Source organism: Bacillus halotolerans (assembly GCF_001517105.1).
GTDB classification, from domain to species: Bacteria; Bacillota; Bacilli; order Bacillales; family Bacillaceae; genus Bacillus; species Bacillus halotolerans.
This window is the reverse complement of record NZ_LPVF01000012.1, coordinates 191,262-205,369: the sequence shown is the minus strand read 5'-3', so window position 1 is coordinate 205,369 and position 14,108 is coordinate 191,262. Positions and strand designations below refer to the sequence as shown.

At 47.6% G+C, this 14,108-nt stretch carries 19 protein-coding genes and 1 tRNA gene; 17 read left to right on the top strand and 3 right to left on the bottom strand.

The features are described 5' to 3' along the window. Positions 1–22 precede the first annotated feature (22 nt). Both metI and metC read left to right on the top strand, forming a co-directional pair. Positions 23–1,144 carry a cystathionine gamma-synthase/O-acetylhomoserine thiolyase gene (metI, locus tag AU387_RS16340; RefSeq protein WP_059336501.1) on the top strand — a complete coding sequence of 374 codons (1,122 nt, stop codon included), beginning with the start codon at positions 23–25 and terminating at the stop codon, positions 1,142–1,144. After that, entirely contained in the window at positions 1,137–2,309 is a 1,173-nt protein-coding gene (metC, locus tag AU387_RS16335; protein ID WP_059293016.1) for a cystathionine beta-lyase, read from the top strand. The genes metI and metC overlap by 8 nt, the downstream gene beginning before the upstream one ends. A 31-nt stretch (positions 2,310–2,340) precedes the next feature. Here metC and AU387_RS16330 read toward each other — a convergent pair whose 3' ends face one another. After that, positions 2,341–2,886: a GNAT family N-acetyltransferase gene (locus tag AU387_RS16330; RefSeq protein WP_059336244.1), complete on the bottom strand. Its 546-nt coding sequence runs from the start codon at positions 2,884–2,886 to the stop codon at positions 2,341–2,343. A gap of 72 nt (positions 2,887–2,958) precedes the next feature. Then, positions 2,959–4,149, bottom strand: coding sequence for a DUF819 family protein (locus tag AU387_RS16325; protein WP_059336243.1), 1,191 nt, complete (start codon positions 4,147–4,149; stop codon positions 2,959–2,961). A 172-nt stretch (positions 4,150–4,321) separates the two neighbouring features. On the opposite strand from AU387_RS16325, the gene AU387_RS16320 reads away from it, so the two are divergent. The 15 genes from AU387_RS16320 (at position 4,322) to AU387_RS16250 (ending at position 13,818) form a co-directional block, all read left to right on the top strand. Further along, a tRNA-Val gene (locus AU387_RS16320) sits at positions 4,322–4,394 on the top strand. A gap of 158 nt (positions 4,395–4,552) precedes the next feature. Next, entirely contained in the window at positions 4,553–5,599 is a 1,047-nt protein-coding gene (locus tag AU387_RS16315; RefSeq protein WP_059336241.1) for a tyrosine-type recombinase/integrase, read from the top strand. Between the two features lie 139 nt (positions 5,600–5,738). Next, positions 5,739–6,686 carry a hypothetical protein gene (locus AU387_RS16310; RefSeq protein ID WP_059336239.1) on the top strand — a complete coding sequence of 316 codons (948 nt, stop codon included), beginning with the start codon at positions 5,739–5,741 and terminating at the stop codon, positions 6,684–6,686. After that, positions 6,683–7,060: a helix-turn-helix domain-containing protein gene (locus AU387_RS16305; RefSeq protein WP_059336237.1), complete on the top strand. Its 378-nt coding sequence runs from the start codon at positions 6,683–6,685 to the stop codon at positions 7,058–7,060. Before AU387_RS16310 ends, AU387_RS16305 begins: the two co-directional genes overlap by 4 nt. A 201-nt stretch (positions 7,061–7,261) precedes the next feature. Beyond that, the gene (locus tag AU387_RS16300) at positions 7,262–7,585 is read left to right on the top strand and encodes a hypothetical protein (protein ID WP_059336235.1); all 324 of its coding nucleotides are present in this window, start codon (positions 7,262–7,264) and stop codon (positions 7,583–7,585) included. Between the two features lie 34 nt (positions 7,586–7,619). Further along, complete coding sequence (locus tag AU387_RS16295; RefSeq protein WP_157722695.1) at positions 7,620–7,778, top strand: hypothetical protein; 159 nt, start codon at positions 7,620–7,622, stop codon at positions 7,776–7,778. A 115-nt stretch (positions 7,779–7,893) separates the two neighbouring features. Next, positions 7,894–8,250, top strand: coding sequence for a hypothetical protein (locus tag AU387_RS16290; protein ID WP_059336232.1), 357 nt, complete (start codon positions 7,894–7,896; stop codon positions 8,248–8,250). Further along, entirely contained in the window at positions 8,231–8,581 is a 351-nt protein-coding gene (locus tag AU387_RS16285; protein WP_232460797.1) for a hypothetical protein, read from the top strand. Before AU387_RS16290 ends, AU387_RS16285 begins: the two co-directional genes overlap by 20 nt. A 27-nt stretch (positions 8,582–8,608) precedes the next feature. Beyond that, a complete protein-coding gene (locus AU387_RS16280; RefSeq protein WP_059336228.1) occupies positions 8,609–9,436 on the top strand; it encodes a hypothetical protein in 828 nt (275 codons plus the stop codon). Continuing rightward, a complete protein-coding gene (locus tag AU387_RS16275) occupies positions 9,433–9,639 on the top strand; it encodes a hypothetical protein (RefSeq protein WP_059336227.1) in 207 nt (68 codons plus the stop codon). Before AU387_RS16280 ends, AU387_RS16275 begins: the two co-directional genes overlap by 4 nt. Positions 9,640–9,656: 17 nt before the next feature. Further along, entirely contained in the window at positions 9,657–9,992 is a 336-nt protein-coding gene (locus tag AU387_RS16270) for a hypothetical protein (RefSeq protein WP_059336225.1), read from the top strand. 19 nt (positions 9,993–10,011) lie between these two features. Then, positions 10,012–10,794: a P-loop NTPase family protein gene (locus AU387_RS16265; RefSeq protein ID WP_059336223.1), complete on the top strand. Its 783-nt coding sequence runs from the start codon at positions 10,012–10,014 to the stop codon at positions 10,792–10,794. Continuing rightward, positions 10,791–11,303: a hypothetical protein gene (locus AU387_RS16260; protein ID WP_059336221.1), complete on the top strand. Its 513-nt coding sequence runs from the start codon at positions 10,791–10,793 to the stop codon at positions 11,301–11,303. Before AU387_RS16265 ends, AU387_RS16260 begins: the two co-directional genes overlap by 4 nt. Continuing rightward, positions 11,300–12,694, top strand: a complete 1,395-nt coding sequence (locus AU387_RS16255) for a DnaB-like helicase C-terminal domain-containing protein (protein ID WP_059336219.1) — start codon at positions 11,300–11,302, stop codon at positions 12,692–12,694. The genes AU387_RS16260 and AU387_RS16255 overlap by 4 nt, the downstream gene beginning before the upstream one ends. A gap of 110 nt (positions 12,695–12,804) precedes the next feature. Then, positions 12,805–13,818: a toprim domain-containing protein gene (locus AU387_RS16250; RefSeq protein WP_059336217.1), complete on the top strand. Its 1,014-nt coding sequence runs from the start codon at positions 12,805–12,807 to the stop codon at positions 13,816–13,818. On the opposite strand, the gene AU387_RS16245 is transcribed toward AU387_RS16250, so the two are convergent. Next, positions 13,815–14,081 (bottom strand): helix-turn-helix transcriptional regulator, encoded by a 267-nt coding sequence (locus tag AU387_RS16245; protein WP_082687938.1) that lies wholly within the window; start codon positions 14,079–14,081, stop codon positions 13,815–13,817. The genes AU387_RS16250 and AU387_RS16245 overlap by 4 nt on opposite strands. Positions 14,082–14,108: the final 27 nt, after the last annotated feature.

The window sequence follows — 14,108 nt, the reverse complement described above, 5'->3', positions numbered from 1 at the left end:
GAAAAGGGAAGGTGTCAGCTATATGTCACAGCACGTTGAAACGAAATTAGCCCAAATCGGAAACCGAAGCGACGATGTAACGGGAACAGTGAGTCCTCCTATTTATTTATCAACAGCATACCGCCACAGAGGGATCGGCGAATCGACCGGATTTGATTATGTTCGGACAAAAAACCCGACACGCCAGCTTGTTGAGGACGCGATTGCCAGTTTAGAAAATGGAGCGAGAGGGCTTGCCTTCAGTTCGGGAATGGCAGCGATTCAAACGATTATGGCGCTGTTTAAAAGCGGGGATGAACTGATCGTTTCATCGGATTTGTATGGCGGCACGTACCGTCTGTTTGAAAATGAATGGAAAAAATACGGCTTGACCTTTTATTATGATGATTTCAGCGATGAGGACTGTTTACGCTCCAAGATTACACCAAATACAAAAGCGGTGTTTGTGGAAACACCGACAAATCCGCTGATGCAGGAGGCGGACATTGAAAAGATCGCCCGGATCTCAAAAGAGCACGGTCTTCTGGTGATTGTTGATAACACATTTTATACACCGGTTTTGCAGCGTCCGCTTGAGCTCGGAGCTGACATTGTCATTCACAGCGCAACCAAATATTTAGGCGGCCATAATGATTTGCTCGCAGGCCTTGTTGTTGTAAAGGATGAACAGCTTGGAGAAGAAATGTTTCAGCATCAAAACGCCATCGGCGCGGTCCTGCCTCCGTTTGACTCATGGCTTTTGATGAGAGGAATGAAGACGCTCAGTCTCAGAATGCGCCAGCATCAGGCGAACGCGCAAGAGCTTGCGGCCTTTTTAGATGAGCAAGAAGAAATCAAGGATGTGCTTTACCCGGGAAAAGGAGGCATGCTGTCCTTCCGTCTGCAAAAAGAAGAGTGGGTGAATCCATTTCTAAGAGCACTGAAAACCATTTGTTTTGCTGAAAGCCTCGGCGGGGTGGAGAGCTTTATTACATACCCTGCCACACAGACGCACATGGATATTCCTGAAGAAATCCGTATCGCAAACGGGGTCTGTAACCGTCTTCTGCGTTTTTCAGTCGGAATTGAACATGCGGAAGATTTAAAAGAGGACCTAAAACAGGCGTTAAGTCAGGTCAAAGAGGGAGCTGTTTCATTTGAGTAATCACAATTGGACGCTGGAAACCCAGCTCGTGCACAATCCATTTAAAACAGACGGTGCAACCGGGGCGGTCAGTGTACCGATCCAGCACGCATCGACCTTCCATCAATCTTCATTTGAAGAGTTTGGCGCATATGATTACAGCCGCTCAGGCACGCCGACAAGAACGGCTCTCGAAGAAACAATTGCCGCACTGGAAGGCGGAACGAGAGGTTTTGCTTTCAGTTCAGGCATGGCTGCGATCTCAACAGCATTTTTACTTCTCTCACAGGGCGATCACGTTCTTGTGACAGAAGATGTATATGGCGGAACCTTCCGCATGGTGACAGAGGTTTTGACCCGTTTTGGCATTGAGCACACGTTTGTTGATATGACGGATATCAACGAAGTGGCGCGGAATATCCAGCCAAACACAAAGGTCATTTATATGGAGACACCGTCAAATCCGACACTTGGAATTACTGATATTAAAGCGGTTGTCCAGCTTGCAAAAGAAAACAGCTGTCTGACCTTTCTGGATAATACATTCATGACACCGGCACTGCAGCGTCCGCTTGATCTCGGCGTGGATATTGTGCTTCACAGCGCAACAAAATTCCTGAGCGGACACAGCGATGTGCTGTCAGGCCTGGCTGCTGTCAAGGATGAAGAGCTTGGGAAGCAGCTGTATAAGCTGCAAAACTCGTTCGGCGCCGTCCTTGGCGTGCAAGATTGCTGGCTCGTGCTGCGCGGCTTAAAAACGTTGCAGGTCCGTTTAGAAAAAGCGAGCCAAACAGCGCAGCGGCTTGCGGAATTTTTCCAGAAGCATCCGGCGGTGAAACGCGTGTATTATCCGGGGCTGTCTGATCATCCGGGAGCCGAAACCCATAAAAGTCAGTCGATGGGAGCGGGAGCCGTGCTTTCCTTTGAGCTAGAAAGCAAGGAGGCCGTTAAGAAATTAGTAGAGAATGTATCACTGCCGGTCTTTGCTGTGAGCCTTGGCGCCGTGGAATCGATTTTGTCTTATCCGGCAACGATGTCTCACGCAGCAATGCCTAAGGAAGAACGTGAAAAACGCGGCATCACAGACGGCCTGCTCCGTCTTAGTGTGGGAGTCGAACATGCAGACGATTTAGAACACGATTTCGAACAAGCGCTGAAAGAAATTGCGCCTGTAGCTGCACGTTAAAAAAGAAGCCGGACGATATCCCGGCTTCTTTTTATTTTTCATCATCAGGATTCAGAATCGCCAGTACTTGATGATCCTCCCATTTCCCGTTGATTTTCACGTTTTTTCGGGCAATGCCCTCTTTATGAAATCCCGCTTTTTCTAATACGCGCATGGACCCCAGATTGCGAGGCATGACACCGGCTTCAATACGATGCAGCTTCAGATCGTAAAACGCATAGTCAACAATCAGTCTGACCGCCTCTGTCATAAGGCCCTTTCCGTTATGGGCTTTATCTAAAAAGTATCCAATAAACGCGCATTGCAGCGCTCCGCGGATGATTTGGAAAAGGGAAACCGTCCCGATTAATGTATGGTCTTTATTTGTGAAGATGCCGAAGTGATACTCTTGATCATTGTCCAGCCTTTGCTGATATTGTTCGATCCTTTTTCTCTGTCCTTCAGCCGTATAGTAATCGTCTGCGCGAATCATGGAGAACTGTTCAAAAAATGCCCGGTTTTCGCTTTGCAGCCGAAGATTCTCTTCAGCATCTTCTGTTTCTAAAAGTCTTATATAAATGGTATGTCCCTTTAACATACAGTGATCTCTCCGTTCTCGCATCAGCAATTTCTCTTACATAGTATTCTGAGGTAAGTGTGAAAATCCTTTTTATAAAAAGGAAGAAAACCAATTTCCCATAAAGGTGCCAACATAATTGCCGATCAAGTAGCCGAGTGTGCCGACCAGCATAATCGGTGCAACAAGCTCCCGCCACCCTTTGGCAATCGCCATCGCAGCTGCTGTCGTAGGGCCGCCGACTGTGGCGTTTACGGCAAGCAGAATTTCCTCAAGGCGCACGCGGAACAATTTACCGACAGCTAACGAAATCGCTAAATTGCTGATGGCGATGATAAAGACAAATAAGAGAATAAGAGGCGCATTGGTGATGATTAACCGGAGATCTGCAGGAATGCCAATCACCACAAAAAACAAATAAATCAAGTAGGTGCCAAGCTCCTGAGATCCATTGAGCCTTTCAAAAAAACGAGGGAACAGAAAGATGATAAGAACGGTTAAAGACGTAAGCACAAGGTACTGATCGCCAAGCGTCCCGGTCAAAAGGGGATGAGAAAACGTAATTTTGAAATAGCCGGAAATCTTACCGCTTACCGCAACAAGGGCAAAAGCAGCTCCAGCGTTAAAGGCAATATCCTTTAATGAAATGTCCTTCCGCTTCCAATAGCTTTCCGCGCTGTTACCACTGTTTCCTTCCGCTTTTGCCTGATCTTCAAACGGCATCGCATAATGCCGGCGAAACCATTTGAGTGCGGGAATACTGATTAAAATAAAAAACAACAGCGCCATCATGAAGTTATCTGCCACAACCGTTGCCGACACATATTCGCCCGGTGCCTCAAATTTCGCAGCCATCGCCGCAAAATTAATTCCGCCGCCAATATAGGAGGCACTGATCATCCCGCCGATCTTATCTAGATAGGGAATATACTGTTTTAATAGAAAAAAAGCGATGATGCTGCCAACCACTGTCCCTAAGGAGCTTATAAGGAAAATAAACAGCAAACGCCTGCTTTCCTTAAAAATCTGCCGCACATTGATCTGAAACAGCAAAAGAGGAATCGCAAGCGGCACCACATATGACCATACAGTATCATACACAGGAGATTCAACAGGTAGCACTCCAATATTCGTAAACACCATTGCACCGGCGAGCGCCAGAATAGCGCCTGACACAGCGGAAGCCCACTTAAACCGCTGCTCCAGCGCGATGCTCACTGCCGCCCACACCGCAATAAATCCCCATAATACCCATACATCATCAGAAGAAATCAAAGAATGCAAAACCCCATCACTCCTATTGTTAGAAAATTAAGACATATTATAATAGCCGATGGACATAACAGCAAGTCCGAAAAAAGTTTTTCTAAAAAAGCAGTTGACGAATAGAAGGGAAGGTTATATAATAGAACTTGTCAGAAAGACAATGACATACCCAGCAACACATACATATCATGATTCCGTAGCTCAGCTGGGAGAGCGCTACCTTGACAGGGTAGAGGTCGCTGGTTCGAGCCCAGTCGGAATCATCCACGGCGGTTAGAGGCGTTATATCAACGTTTCTAGCCGTTTTTTATTGCGTTGACTTAGTCGATGACTTAGGCGTATTAAGGCGCAGGGTAGCGGTCCTACCAGCGACAAGGTAGCGGTTTTTATTTCGGTGACTTAACCGAATGGAGGCGGTAATATGTCCGCAAATAGAACAGGAAAACGCGTTAAAAAGGAACGTACGTTACGAAAGACAACGAGCAATCTCGATGTGCTTTTCGTCCAGTTTCGCGCAATCAAGAAATCGGAGGGACGGGCGGAATCTACCCTCGGCCAATACGAAGACAACTACGGCTTTTTTCTCGAGTTTCTAGACCGCAAAGGAATCGCGCGATCCATTCACGAAATGAACCGGGATGTGATTCGGAAATATATCGTCTATATGCAAGACGAATGGGTTAAATTCGAGGATCATTACTTTAAGAAGGACGAGCATATGACGAAAGGACTTGCGCCTGGCACGATTAACACGCGACTGAAAACATTACGCGTTTTCTTTAAGACGCTTTATGACGAAGGACTTATCGAACATAATCCGATGCACGGCATAAAGAACGTCAGAGAGCCCGAAGAGGAAATCGTGATCTTAGACGAGGACGAGCTTCGGATGTTATTTGCTGCGCCAAATCAACGTGAGTATGCCGATTTTAGGGACTACGTTTTAATGAACGTTTTATTAGACGGTATGATGCGTATTTCGGAAGCGCTCGGACTTAAGCAGGAAAACTTCGACTTTGCAGCGCGTACTCTTTATATTCCGGCTACTATTGCGAAAAACAGACGAGCTCGTACGGTTCCTATCGAGTTTGGTACAGCGAAAATGCTAAACGAATTAATAGTAGAAAATCGTGCGGATTTTGAGAGTGAATATATTTTTCTAGCTAACTACGGTGAACGTTTAACGCGCGATCATTTCCGTAAACGGCTCGTTGAATATGCGAAAGAGGTCGGTATAAAGAAGCGGGTGCATCCGCATTTATTCCGACATACGGCGGCCACTATGTATTTGGAAAGCGGCGGAGATATGCGCCATTTACAAATGTTATTGGGGCATAGTGATTTACGGATGGTGCAAAGGTATACGCACCTATCCGGAAGTTCACTTACGGCCCAACACGAAAAATATTCCGCAATAAATAAGGTGCGTGGAAAACTAAATAAGCAGCGTAAAATAAAACGAAGATGACTCGGCTTAACGGCCGGGTTATTTTTTTTGTCCATTTTTCGAAGTGCCTACGCATCTATTAGTGACAGAATAAATTTCGGTGAAAAGATGTGCCATTCTGGAAGTTAAACTCGCAGTTATATATGAGAGGTGAAAAAAGATGGTTCTTACACAAACACAAGAAAACGCATTACTTCTTATAGATGACTTAATAGATGATGGTATTGATGTAACTAACTTAAGGAAGGAGTTGATGGACTCCACAAAATACAATTACAACACTGTGAGAAAGCGTCTGGAGAGGGCTTTCGGCAGTACGAAAGACTCTCTAATTGCATACGGTCTCTACGAGCAAGTCGCAGAACCTTCTCATCTGGAAATTGAAAGATGTTTCTACATCGACGACGAGTATACAGTATCCGAGAACAAATTTATTTCCGAAGAAGTAAAAGAATTGTACAACATTTCGGATACAAAGTTTCGCGAATACAGAAAAGGGGTTCTTGAAAATCTCGAAAAAGAGGCGCTGGATGCCTACGTTAGAGCTACGTTTCCGCATGGTTTGAGACGTGAGTATATTTACGGAAATAAACTGTGGCACATCGAAAATTACTTACGGAAATATTACGACCATAGTGTTAGGAAATTATGCGAAGAATGGGGATTGTCATACGAACTTATCAACGAATCTTACGCATCTTTCTATATAACGAAGGGACGCGAATTTGAGTTGCTTGTTGGTGAAGTTCTCAAGGCGCTACATCCCGGATCGGTCGAGGAACAAAAGCGAATTTATGACTGCATCCCGGATTTCATTGTTGACGGAACTAAATGGATCGATGCTAAGTTAAGCGAGAATACCGCATTTAATCGCGCTAGTAAAACGTTCGACAAGTATTTGCGCCATACGGATCATCTTACGATCATTTACGCCAAAGAGTCCGAAGGTAGTTTCGCACATCCTAACGTTACTCTTACACACATCAGCGAGTTCATCCCAAATCTTTTGAAGAACGGAAATAGCGAACTAGTTTCTCGATTAAACTCGTTTTTGGCGGAACTAAAATCCGAGGAAATAAAAATGAAGAGAGGAGTCGATGTGGCATGACAAACGCAAAGCGTCCGATCGACTTTCACGACCACAGATTCGTACGTGTTACGAAGTCGGTTATCGCAGACGAAACGTATTTAGATAAGCCGGTGCAAAAGCTCGTATACGCCGTTCTGTGCTTCCACGCAGACAATACGAGTAAGAAGTCTCATCCCAGCGTCCAGACTATCGCGGATAAATGCCGATGCTCAACTAATACGGTGCGGTCAGCGTTGCGTAGGCTCAAGGAACTCGAACTCATTGACGTCAAAGAACGCAAAAATGGTAACGGTCAGACTTCGAATGAATACACGCTGTGGGAGCCTCCGGATTGGTTCGTGGCGGGCGGCACTTCAAAAAACGATAATAGCCCCCTGCAAGATTTGAAGTAAGGTACTTCACAGTTTGAAGACGAACTAAACTCATTTAACTAGACTTATTTAACTAAACTAATAATAGCGCTCAATTAAAAACCTTTCGCGCAGATATTTATTGATTAATAGAATCTTATCGCGATAAAGAATATCTGCAAGAGTGAGCGAAAGCGGACGATTGCTATGTCTTATTAAATAACGAAAGGAGTAACGATAACTATGACGATTAATATTCCGGTATCACCCGATTACAAACTCACGTCAGACGAACGCAATATCATCGTAAAGGAGCGCTACTTCAGTGACCCGACGAAAGCGCCGAACTGGGCGAAGCGCCTGGCGGAGAACCCGGACGCCGACCCAACGCCGCAGGAAAAGTGGCGCGAGGTAGCGTTTCACTTGACGGTCGAACGTGCGCTTATGGACGTAATGAACCGGCGGTTGAGGTCTTCGGATGCGCAATCGCTGGCGGAATTAGCACGATTAATACGGGAATTTCGCGACGAATTAGCGTCGTTACTGACGGTCGAGGGTATTCGGTAGGGTAGACGATAAAATGCGGAGAGGCGGCGAAAACGTGGAACTTTGGAGATCGGAGTTACTAACGAATTCTTTTGCGGAAAATGTTAAAACGGTTGAAGATTTACGCTGCACTATCGCCGGATTGATTGGCGAGAATGAGCGGTTAAAGGCGGAAAACGAACTGCTTATCGGTATAAAGGAGGCGCTAAAATGAGCCGGAAAGACGAACTTATTGAGGACATTCGGCAGATTAACGTGGAGATCAATGATCTACGCGAAGAGCTCCACGATTTAGAACGCGAATTAAACTCGTTAGAGGAGGACGAATGATGGGCGGAAAGCTGACAAATACGGGGCTCGCAGAAATTCGTAAAAGGGTCGAACGAATTACTGATGCGGAATGGACGTGGGAGTGGGAAGGATATTACGCAACGTGCCTTTCCGGAGTAGAAGGAGTCGCCATAGATGTCGTGGAAGGCGGAAAGTATATCGAGATCAGCGAACACGATGCGGAGTTCATCGAAGAGGCTCCTCGTAATATTGCGGGTTTACTCGGTCACATCGAAGCACTGGAAAAAGAGGCGGAGGTCCTGCGGGATCACTTAGAAAAATCCGAAGCGCGACTCCGTATTATTGCGAAATTCGCGGAGAAAGGGAGCGATGTCTATGTCCGAAAAAGTAGATAAGCCGGCCGCCAAGTGGAACACGCGCGATTTTATCGGCTACCTACACGCCAAGCACAAAGAAACTTACGGAATTCCTTACGTAACGAACAATCGCGGCATGGAGGCGAAGAACTTAAAACTGATGATCGACGAGCAAGGCGCCGAGGTAACGCGGAGGTTCATCGATAAATGTTTCGCGGAGAAAAAGCCGACGCTGAAGTATCCGGGCTGTAACTTTGCGTTCATGTTCTCGTATATGCGCGAAAGTGTTTTATCGCGTGTGCTTACGGAAGTCCAGGCCGAACAGCAGAGAGCCGAGCGCAATGAAGGCGTAGATAATACGTGGTTTTGACGTAAATTAACGAGGAGGGGTTGCGGAATGGAAACGAAGAAGTATGTACGGATTAAGAAGGCGACGTGTAAATCGGCTTGGTATGCAGATAAAATCGGTCAGGTATTCGAAGTAGAACGCGAGGGCCCTAACTATTTTACCCGAACAGGTCCGCATCATTTATCGGCAATCCGTAAAGAAGACGCCGAAGTCATCGTCAATAGCGAAGTTAAAAACGAGGAGGATGACGAAATGAAAAACGGAAAAACACGGTACGACCTAGCGGTAGAGAACGCGAGAGAAGCGATCGAGGAATTACGGTTGGCAGCGTATGAACAAGGCTACGAAGATGCTAGACGGCAGTTAAACGCGAAGGCTCCGACTGTAAGCGCCCAAGCCCACCGGGATGAAATCGTTGAGATAGCGAGGGCGGACGTTGAGAAACTGACTAATTACGGTGATGGAGTGCGATATGAGACCGATATGTGGTCCTTTGCAATGTGCGACGTGGAGTTCGTAATTAATCGAGATAAACGAACGGTTGTTACGCTATTACGAGGCGTTCGTACTGGGTTTGTATACGCAAAAGGAATCGCCAAAGCCGCCCCGTCCGACTGCTTCAACGTTCACATCGGTAAAGCAATCGCGCTAAGACGTGCGCTAGGCTTGGCGGTGCCGGACGAATACTTGAACGCGCCGCAGCCGACTGAGGTTCGTGTGGGGGACGTTGTTGAAGGCCATGCAGTTAAGGACACTGCGCTAGTTATTTCAGACGATGCATGGCCGCCTATATCCGGCGTGTGGGTACCGCTGAAATATGCGCGTCAATACGAATTTAGAATCATCGACGACTCACGCGAAGAGGTGGGCGAATGAAAATCGGACAGCTAACGTTTGGAACACCGGAATACGTTGAGGTTACGAAGTTAGCCGAAAGAGAAGGTCAGACGGATGCAGTAATCGATAAAATCGAAAATTTAACGGAAGAACTCTTTAGAGGCGGGAGATACAACATTGGAACGACCGAACAGCGAGGAAGAGTTGCGCGGATAACGCAGTTACTATCGGATTTGTTATAACGAAAGGAGGTCCGCAAATGACAAAGGCAAAAGCTAGTGTCGGGGATTTGATTCGGTTGAATATTCACGGAGGCAAGAATTATCCGGAGGGAAGCGTTCTACGTGTTCATAAAATTATTGATATGTCTCCGATTAGAGAAAAGATTGCGAACGGCGAGTATGATCGGGAATATGTAGAAATCAACTATCCGGAAGGGACTGCGGCGGATGAAGTTACTGCTTTTCCGACATGGGTTCGGATGGATGTAAACATTCACGAAGAATGCTTCGGAACGATGTTTTTCCTTGAGAACGATGATTACGAAGTCTTAACCGAAGAAGAGAAAGAGGCGTATTTAAGAAACGAGAACTAACGAAAGGAGGTCCCCGAATATGACTAACGAAAATAATTGCGTACTTGCTAACGGATGCAAAGCGGCGGGCTCCAGCGCCTGTACGCAACACTGTCCGTATTTCATCGCAATGCACGGCGTAAGCGGCAACGGCGGACGGTCGGCAGCGGCAGGGCTTCCGCGTGAATACCGGCTCGTGACGCTAGGCAATTCGCCGGCGCGAGGTGACCAACCGGAGGCTTATAAAGCGGTCGATGCTTACGCGTCTACATTCGATCGTCAATTCGATCAGCAAGACGGCACAATAACGCCTGCTGAACGCATTAAAGACTTGTATCTAGTCGGAGAGGAACCGGGTACTGGTAAAACAACGACAGCGGCGGCGCTCCTTAACGAATGGATGCGCGTCCATTACAGCGGCTCATTACGGAGAGGTTTAGGGCCGTCTCAGCGTCCGGCGTACTTTCTCGACGTGAATGCGTGGCAGAACGACTACAACGAATTCAACCGTCCGCGAGTTCCGGATTCAGTCGCAGAGCCAGCGGCGGCCCGTTATTATCGCGCGTTAGAAGCGGCTAAAACGGCGCCATTTGCGGTGCTAGACGATATAGGGGTTCGGGATGCAACGGACGGCTTTCGCGGCGATTTGCACGCTGTAATCAACGCGAGAGTAACGAATCAATTACCGACGATCTATACGAGTAACGTTGCGCTTGGATCGCTGGCGACCGTGTTCGGAGAAAAGCGGCTGGCCGACCGTATTGGCGACTTGTGCCGCGAGATTGAATTCGTAGGTGAATCGAAAAGGGGGATGCGTAGATGAAGCCGAAATTCGCAATCGGAGATATTGTCGCAGTAGACGGATACAAAGATCGGATTTTCTACGTCGAGTCTTGGAGCGAAATAAAGAGAACCGAGGAGTGGGGCGTAAGTGAATACGTCGAGTTCGAGTTGACTGACGTAATTAACGGTGAATTCCTTGACGCGTTCGAAACAGATCTAAAGTTGATATGTCGGGAACAATTCGCGGAAGATTACCTACTGGACTACGACATGACGAACTATCCAGAGCCGACGAGCACTGAGATTAATATTGCGGACATTTTTCCGTCATTGCCCAGCGTAGAAAGCGTCGCGGAGATAGGAAAAGGACTCAAAAAGGTGGCGAGTAATATGGCGAAAAAGAAAGCGAAGGAAGAGGCGAAACAAATCGACGGACTGCTAGACGAATATAACGATTACATGCGTCTGTACGCAACGTTTGAAGATGCGGAATATAAAACGAAGGCTGACGGTGTGATGACGAAATTGAGACGGGAGGCTGACGAATGAACTACGGAACTTTACTAATATCGAAAGCCATCGAAGCGAACGACCCGAACGCTCTATTGCGCTTTAATATCGCTGAAAACGACCTGCCAACGCAAGGTGAACGCAAAGCCTTCCGGTATGTCATGCAATACGCCGAGCAGCACCGAGGTCAGGCGCCGACTGCCGAAATGGTTACGAATGAAGTGCCGGACTTCCAGCCGGACTTTAACATCGAGGCGAGCTACGACTATTTAGCGAAAAACCTTAAGGAACAGGCGGCTGAACGCGAATTTATCGAGCTTGTTAACGGACGAATCGATCCGGAAACTAACCGGCAAGTCAAGGCGCCACAGCTTGCGGAAAAATTCGAAGCAGCGCAAAAAAGCGGCGACATGGGAAGTTTCTTCGAGTGGTTGACGGAGCAGGCCGAAAGTCTTAAAATGAGAACAAACGTTCGAAATTCGGTTGGAACGGACATCAAGCGCGACATCGATAAATTCAAAGCCGAATACGAAAACCGCAAGGCTGGCGAGTCTTTTCGGATATGGCGCAGTAAGTTCGACTTTATTAATCGTGCTATGGGCGGCTATGTATCGTCGAACGTCTACGTTATTTACGGAAAGTCGGGGCGCGGTAAGTCGGCCATTGCGCTAGAGGAAGTCGTTAACTGTGCGATGCAAGGCGCGAACGTTCTGATATGGTCGATGGAAATGGGATGGTACGAAGTCCTAGTGCGCTTATACGTTTCAATCTCCGGAAGCCTTGGCGTTACGACTGCGACTCTTAACGGCGTCAATATGGAGGCCGGATTTAATTCGCGCGACGTCCGCCAGGGAAACCTAAACGATGAGTTCGAAGCGGGCTTTATGGAATTCCTCGGAAAGCTTAACGATATATTGCCGGGTAACATTACGGTACGCGGCGTAGATGACGAAGACTTTGGTTCTCGTACATTGCGCGATCTGAAATCGGACATCATCGAAACGAAAGCCGACGTTGTGCTCGTAGATCCATTTTATTATTTAGACTACGAAGCCAATACGTCTAAGACGGCGGGCGGTGACGCGGCCAATACATCGCAAAAGCTACGTCGTTTAGCGGGCCATACAAAGGCGACTATCTTTGCGCTTACCCAGGCGGACGAGGAAGACGAAAAGGCAGGCGAAGATGGCGAGCGAGAACTTAAATTACCGCAGCGTAAAGACGTTAAGAAAACGAAAGCCTTGCTCGAAGATGCTGCGTTATTAATCGCGGTTGATACGAACGCAAAGGAAGGGCGCGGCATGATCGGCTTAAATAAAGGGCGTGACGGCGGCGAAGGAGAGTCCGCGGAGATTATCTACCTACCGCAAATCGGCGTCGTGAAGCAGCCAGAAGCCGGAGAAGCAGCGGCCGCACAGTTCGATTTCTAGATTGGAAAGAATTTCATATAAAATTCTGAATAGTTTCGACAAAAACCGACTGTATAAAATGTAACATTCGTGTAATATGTTTTACAAATACATCTTTAGGAGGTGTTCGCATGCCGACTTTAATACTAAATGGGCGTCACGTCGACGTAGATATCCGATACGAACTCGAACAATTCGAATGGACGCGACCCACATGGACGGAAGATCGGTTACTCGCAGCCAGTCCGTTCCGTTACGATCGAACGCCGAGCTTCTACGTTTATCTTGAAGACACAGCGTCCGCAAAAGCCGGATATTGGGGAGATTCAGGCGCGTATGATGCCGAGTTTGCGCGCGGTGGGTTCGTTAAATTGCTCGCTTTCCTGCGCGCTGAAACCGAAGACGAGACCGTTGAGTACTTATTGGAAACGTATGCACCGACGGATAAAGACGGGCGCCTAACGCTTCGCCTTCCGAAACTTAAGGCTGTCTCAAAACCGGAACCTTTGCCGGAATCTATTTTAGCGGACGTTCAGACCGGACCTAACGATTATCTGACCGGACGCGGCATAGCGGCTGAAGTACAGCGCGAGGCCGGCGTGGGTCTTGTAGGCAATGCGGTCGCGATTCCGTGGCGGCTTCCGAACGGGCGCCTCGCTAACGTGAAATATCGTTCAACGCGTGGCAAAGCGTTCTGGTACGTAAAAGGCGGCTGGCCTATTCGCGATTTAGTCTACGGAATGGACCTCGTTTATGGACAGCGGATAAGGCGCGCGGTCATTTGCGAGGCGGAAATCGATGCTATGGCGTGGCGTTCGGTAGGTATCCCGGCGATCGGAACCGGCGGAAGCGCATTTAATTTGAAAAAGGCGGACATAATTACGCAGTCACCTATCGAATATTTAACGGTAGTTACAGATAACGACAAAGCTGGCGATAAATTACGTGCGGCGATTGAGCGTTATTTAAACGGAAAGGTGCGCCTTGCGCACGGTTATATAACGGAGGTGAAAGACGCTAATGAACTATTGGTAAAGCGCGGTGCAGAGGCGTTGAGAAACGTTTATGATCGTGCGGAGGGTGTACGAACAGTATTACGTGTCGGTTCGGGAATTTCCGAACTTCAGGTCGGCCGGAGGTTCTAGCCCTCCGTTTCGTCGCCGGATACCTCTACCCATTCGTATAAGTCTTCGAGTCTACAGCCGAGTGCACGAGCGATATTATAGGCGAGCTCGATATTCGGTATATTGCGAAGACTGGCGTAATCGGAAATACGCGATTTATCTAGTCCGACCTTGGCTGCGAGTTGTGCGTGTTCAATTCCGATATCTTTGCATAATTCGGGTATCCGGCATTTGCCGACCTTAAACGTAATAAACACCTCCATTCGTAAAGGTGTCCGTAACATTTTAACTTATAGAAAGAACATTTACCA

Excerpts from the sequence above, each read along its gene's own strand:
- AU387_RS16265 (WP_059336223.1), top strand. The coding sequence starts at position 10,012 with ATGACTAACGAAAATAATTGCGTACTTGCTAACGGATGCAAAGCGGCG.
- metI (WP_059336501.1), top strand. The coding sequence starts at position 23 with ATGTCACAGCACGTTGAAACGAAATTAGCCCAAATCGGAAACCGAAGC.
- AU387_RS16260 (WP_059336221.1), top strand. The coding sequence starts at position 10,791 with ATGAAGCCGAAATTCGCAATCGGAGATATTGTCGCAGTAGACGGATAC.
- AU387_RS16245 (WP_082687938.1), bottom strand. The coding sequence starts at position 14,081 with ATGTTACGGACACCTTTACGAATGGAGGTGTTTATTACGTTTAAGGTC.
- AU387_RS16315 (WP_059336241.1), top strand. The coding sequence starts at position 4,553 with ATGTCCGCAAATAGAACAGGAAAACGCGTTAAAAAGGAACGTACGTTA.
- AU387_RS16310 (WP_059336239.1), top strand. The coding sequence starts at position 5,739 with ATGGTTCTTACACAAACACAAGAAAACGCATTACTTCTTATAGATGAC.
- AU387_RS16255 (WP_059336219.1), top strand. The coding sequence starts at position 11,300 with ATGAACTACGGAACTTTACTAATATCGAAAGCCATCGAAGCGAACGAC.
- AU387_RS16270 (WP_059336225.1), top strand. The coding sequence starts at position 9,657 with ATGACAAAGGCAAAAGCTAGTGTCGGGGATTTGATTCGGTTGAATATT.
- AU387_RS16305 (WP_059336237.1), top strand. The coding sequence starts at position 6,683 with ATGACAAACGCAAAGCGTCCGATCGACTTTCACGACCACAGATTCGTA.
- AU387_RS16250 (WP_059336217.1), top strand. The coding sequence starts at position 12,805 with ATGCCGACTTTAATACTAAATGGGCGTCACGTCGACGTAGATATCCGA.
- AU387_RS16280 (WP_059336228.1), top strand. The coding sequence starts at position 8,609 with ATGGAAACGAAGAAGTATGTACGGATTAAGAAGGCGACGTGTAAATCG.
- AU387_RS16285 (WP_232460797.1), top strand. The coding sequence starts at position 8,231 with ATGTCCGAAAAAGTAGATAAGCCGGCCGCCAAGTGGAACACGCGCGAT.
- AU387_RS16275 (WP_059336227.1), top strand. The coding sequence starts at position 9,433 with ATGAAAATCGGACAGCTAACGTTTGGAACACCGGAATACGTTGAGGTT.
- AU387_RS16330 (WP_059336244.1), bottom strand. The coding sequence starts at position 2,886 with ATGTTAAAGGGACATACCATTTATATAAGACTTTTAGAAACAGAAGAT.
- AU387_RS16290 (WP_059336232.1), top strand. The coding sequence starts at position 7,894 with ATGGGCGGAAAGCTGACAAATACGGGGCTCGCAGAAATTCGTAAAAGG.
- AU387_RS16300 (WP_059336235.1), top strand. The coding sequence starts at position 7,262 with ATGACGATTAATATTCCGGTATCACCCGATTACAAACTCACGTCAGAC.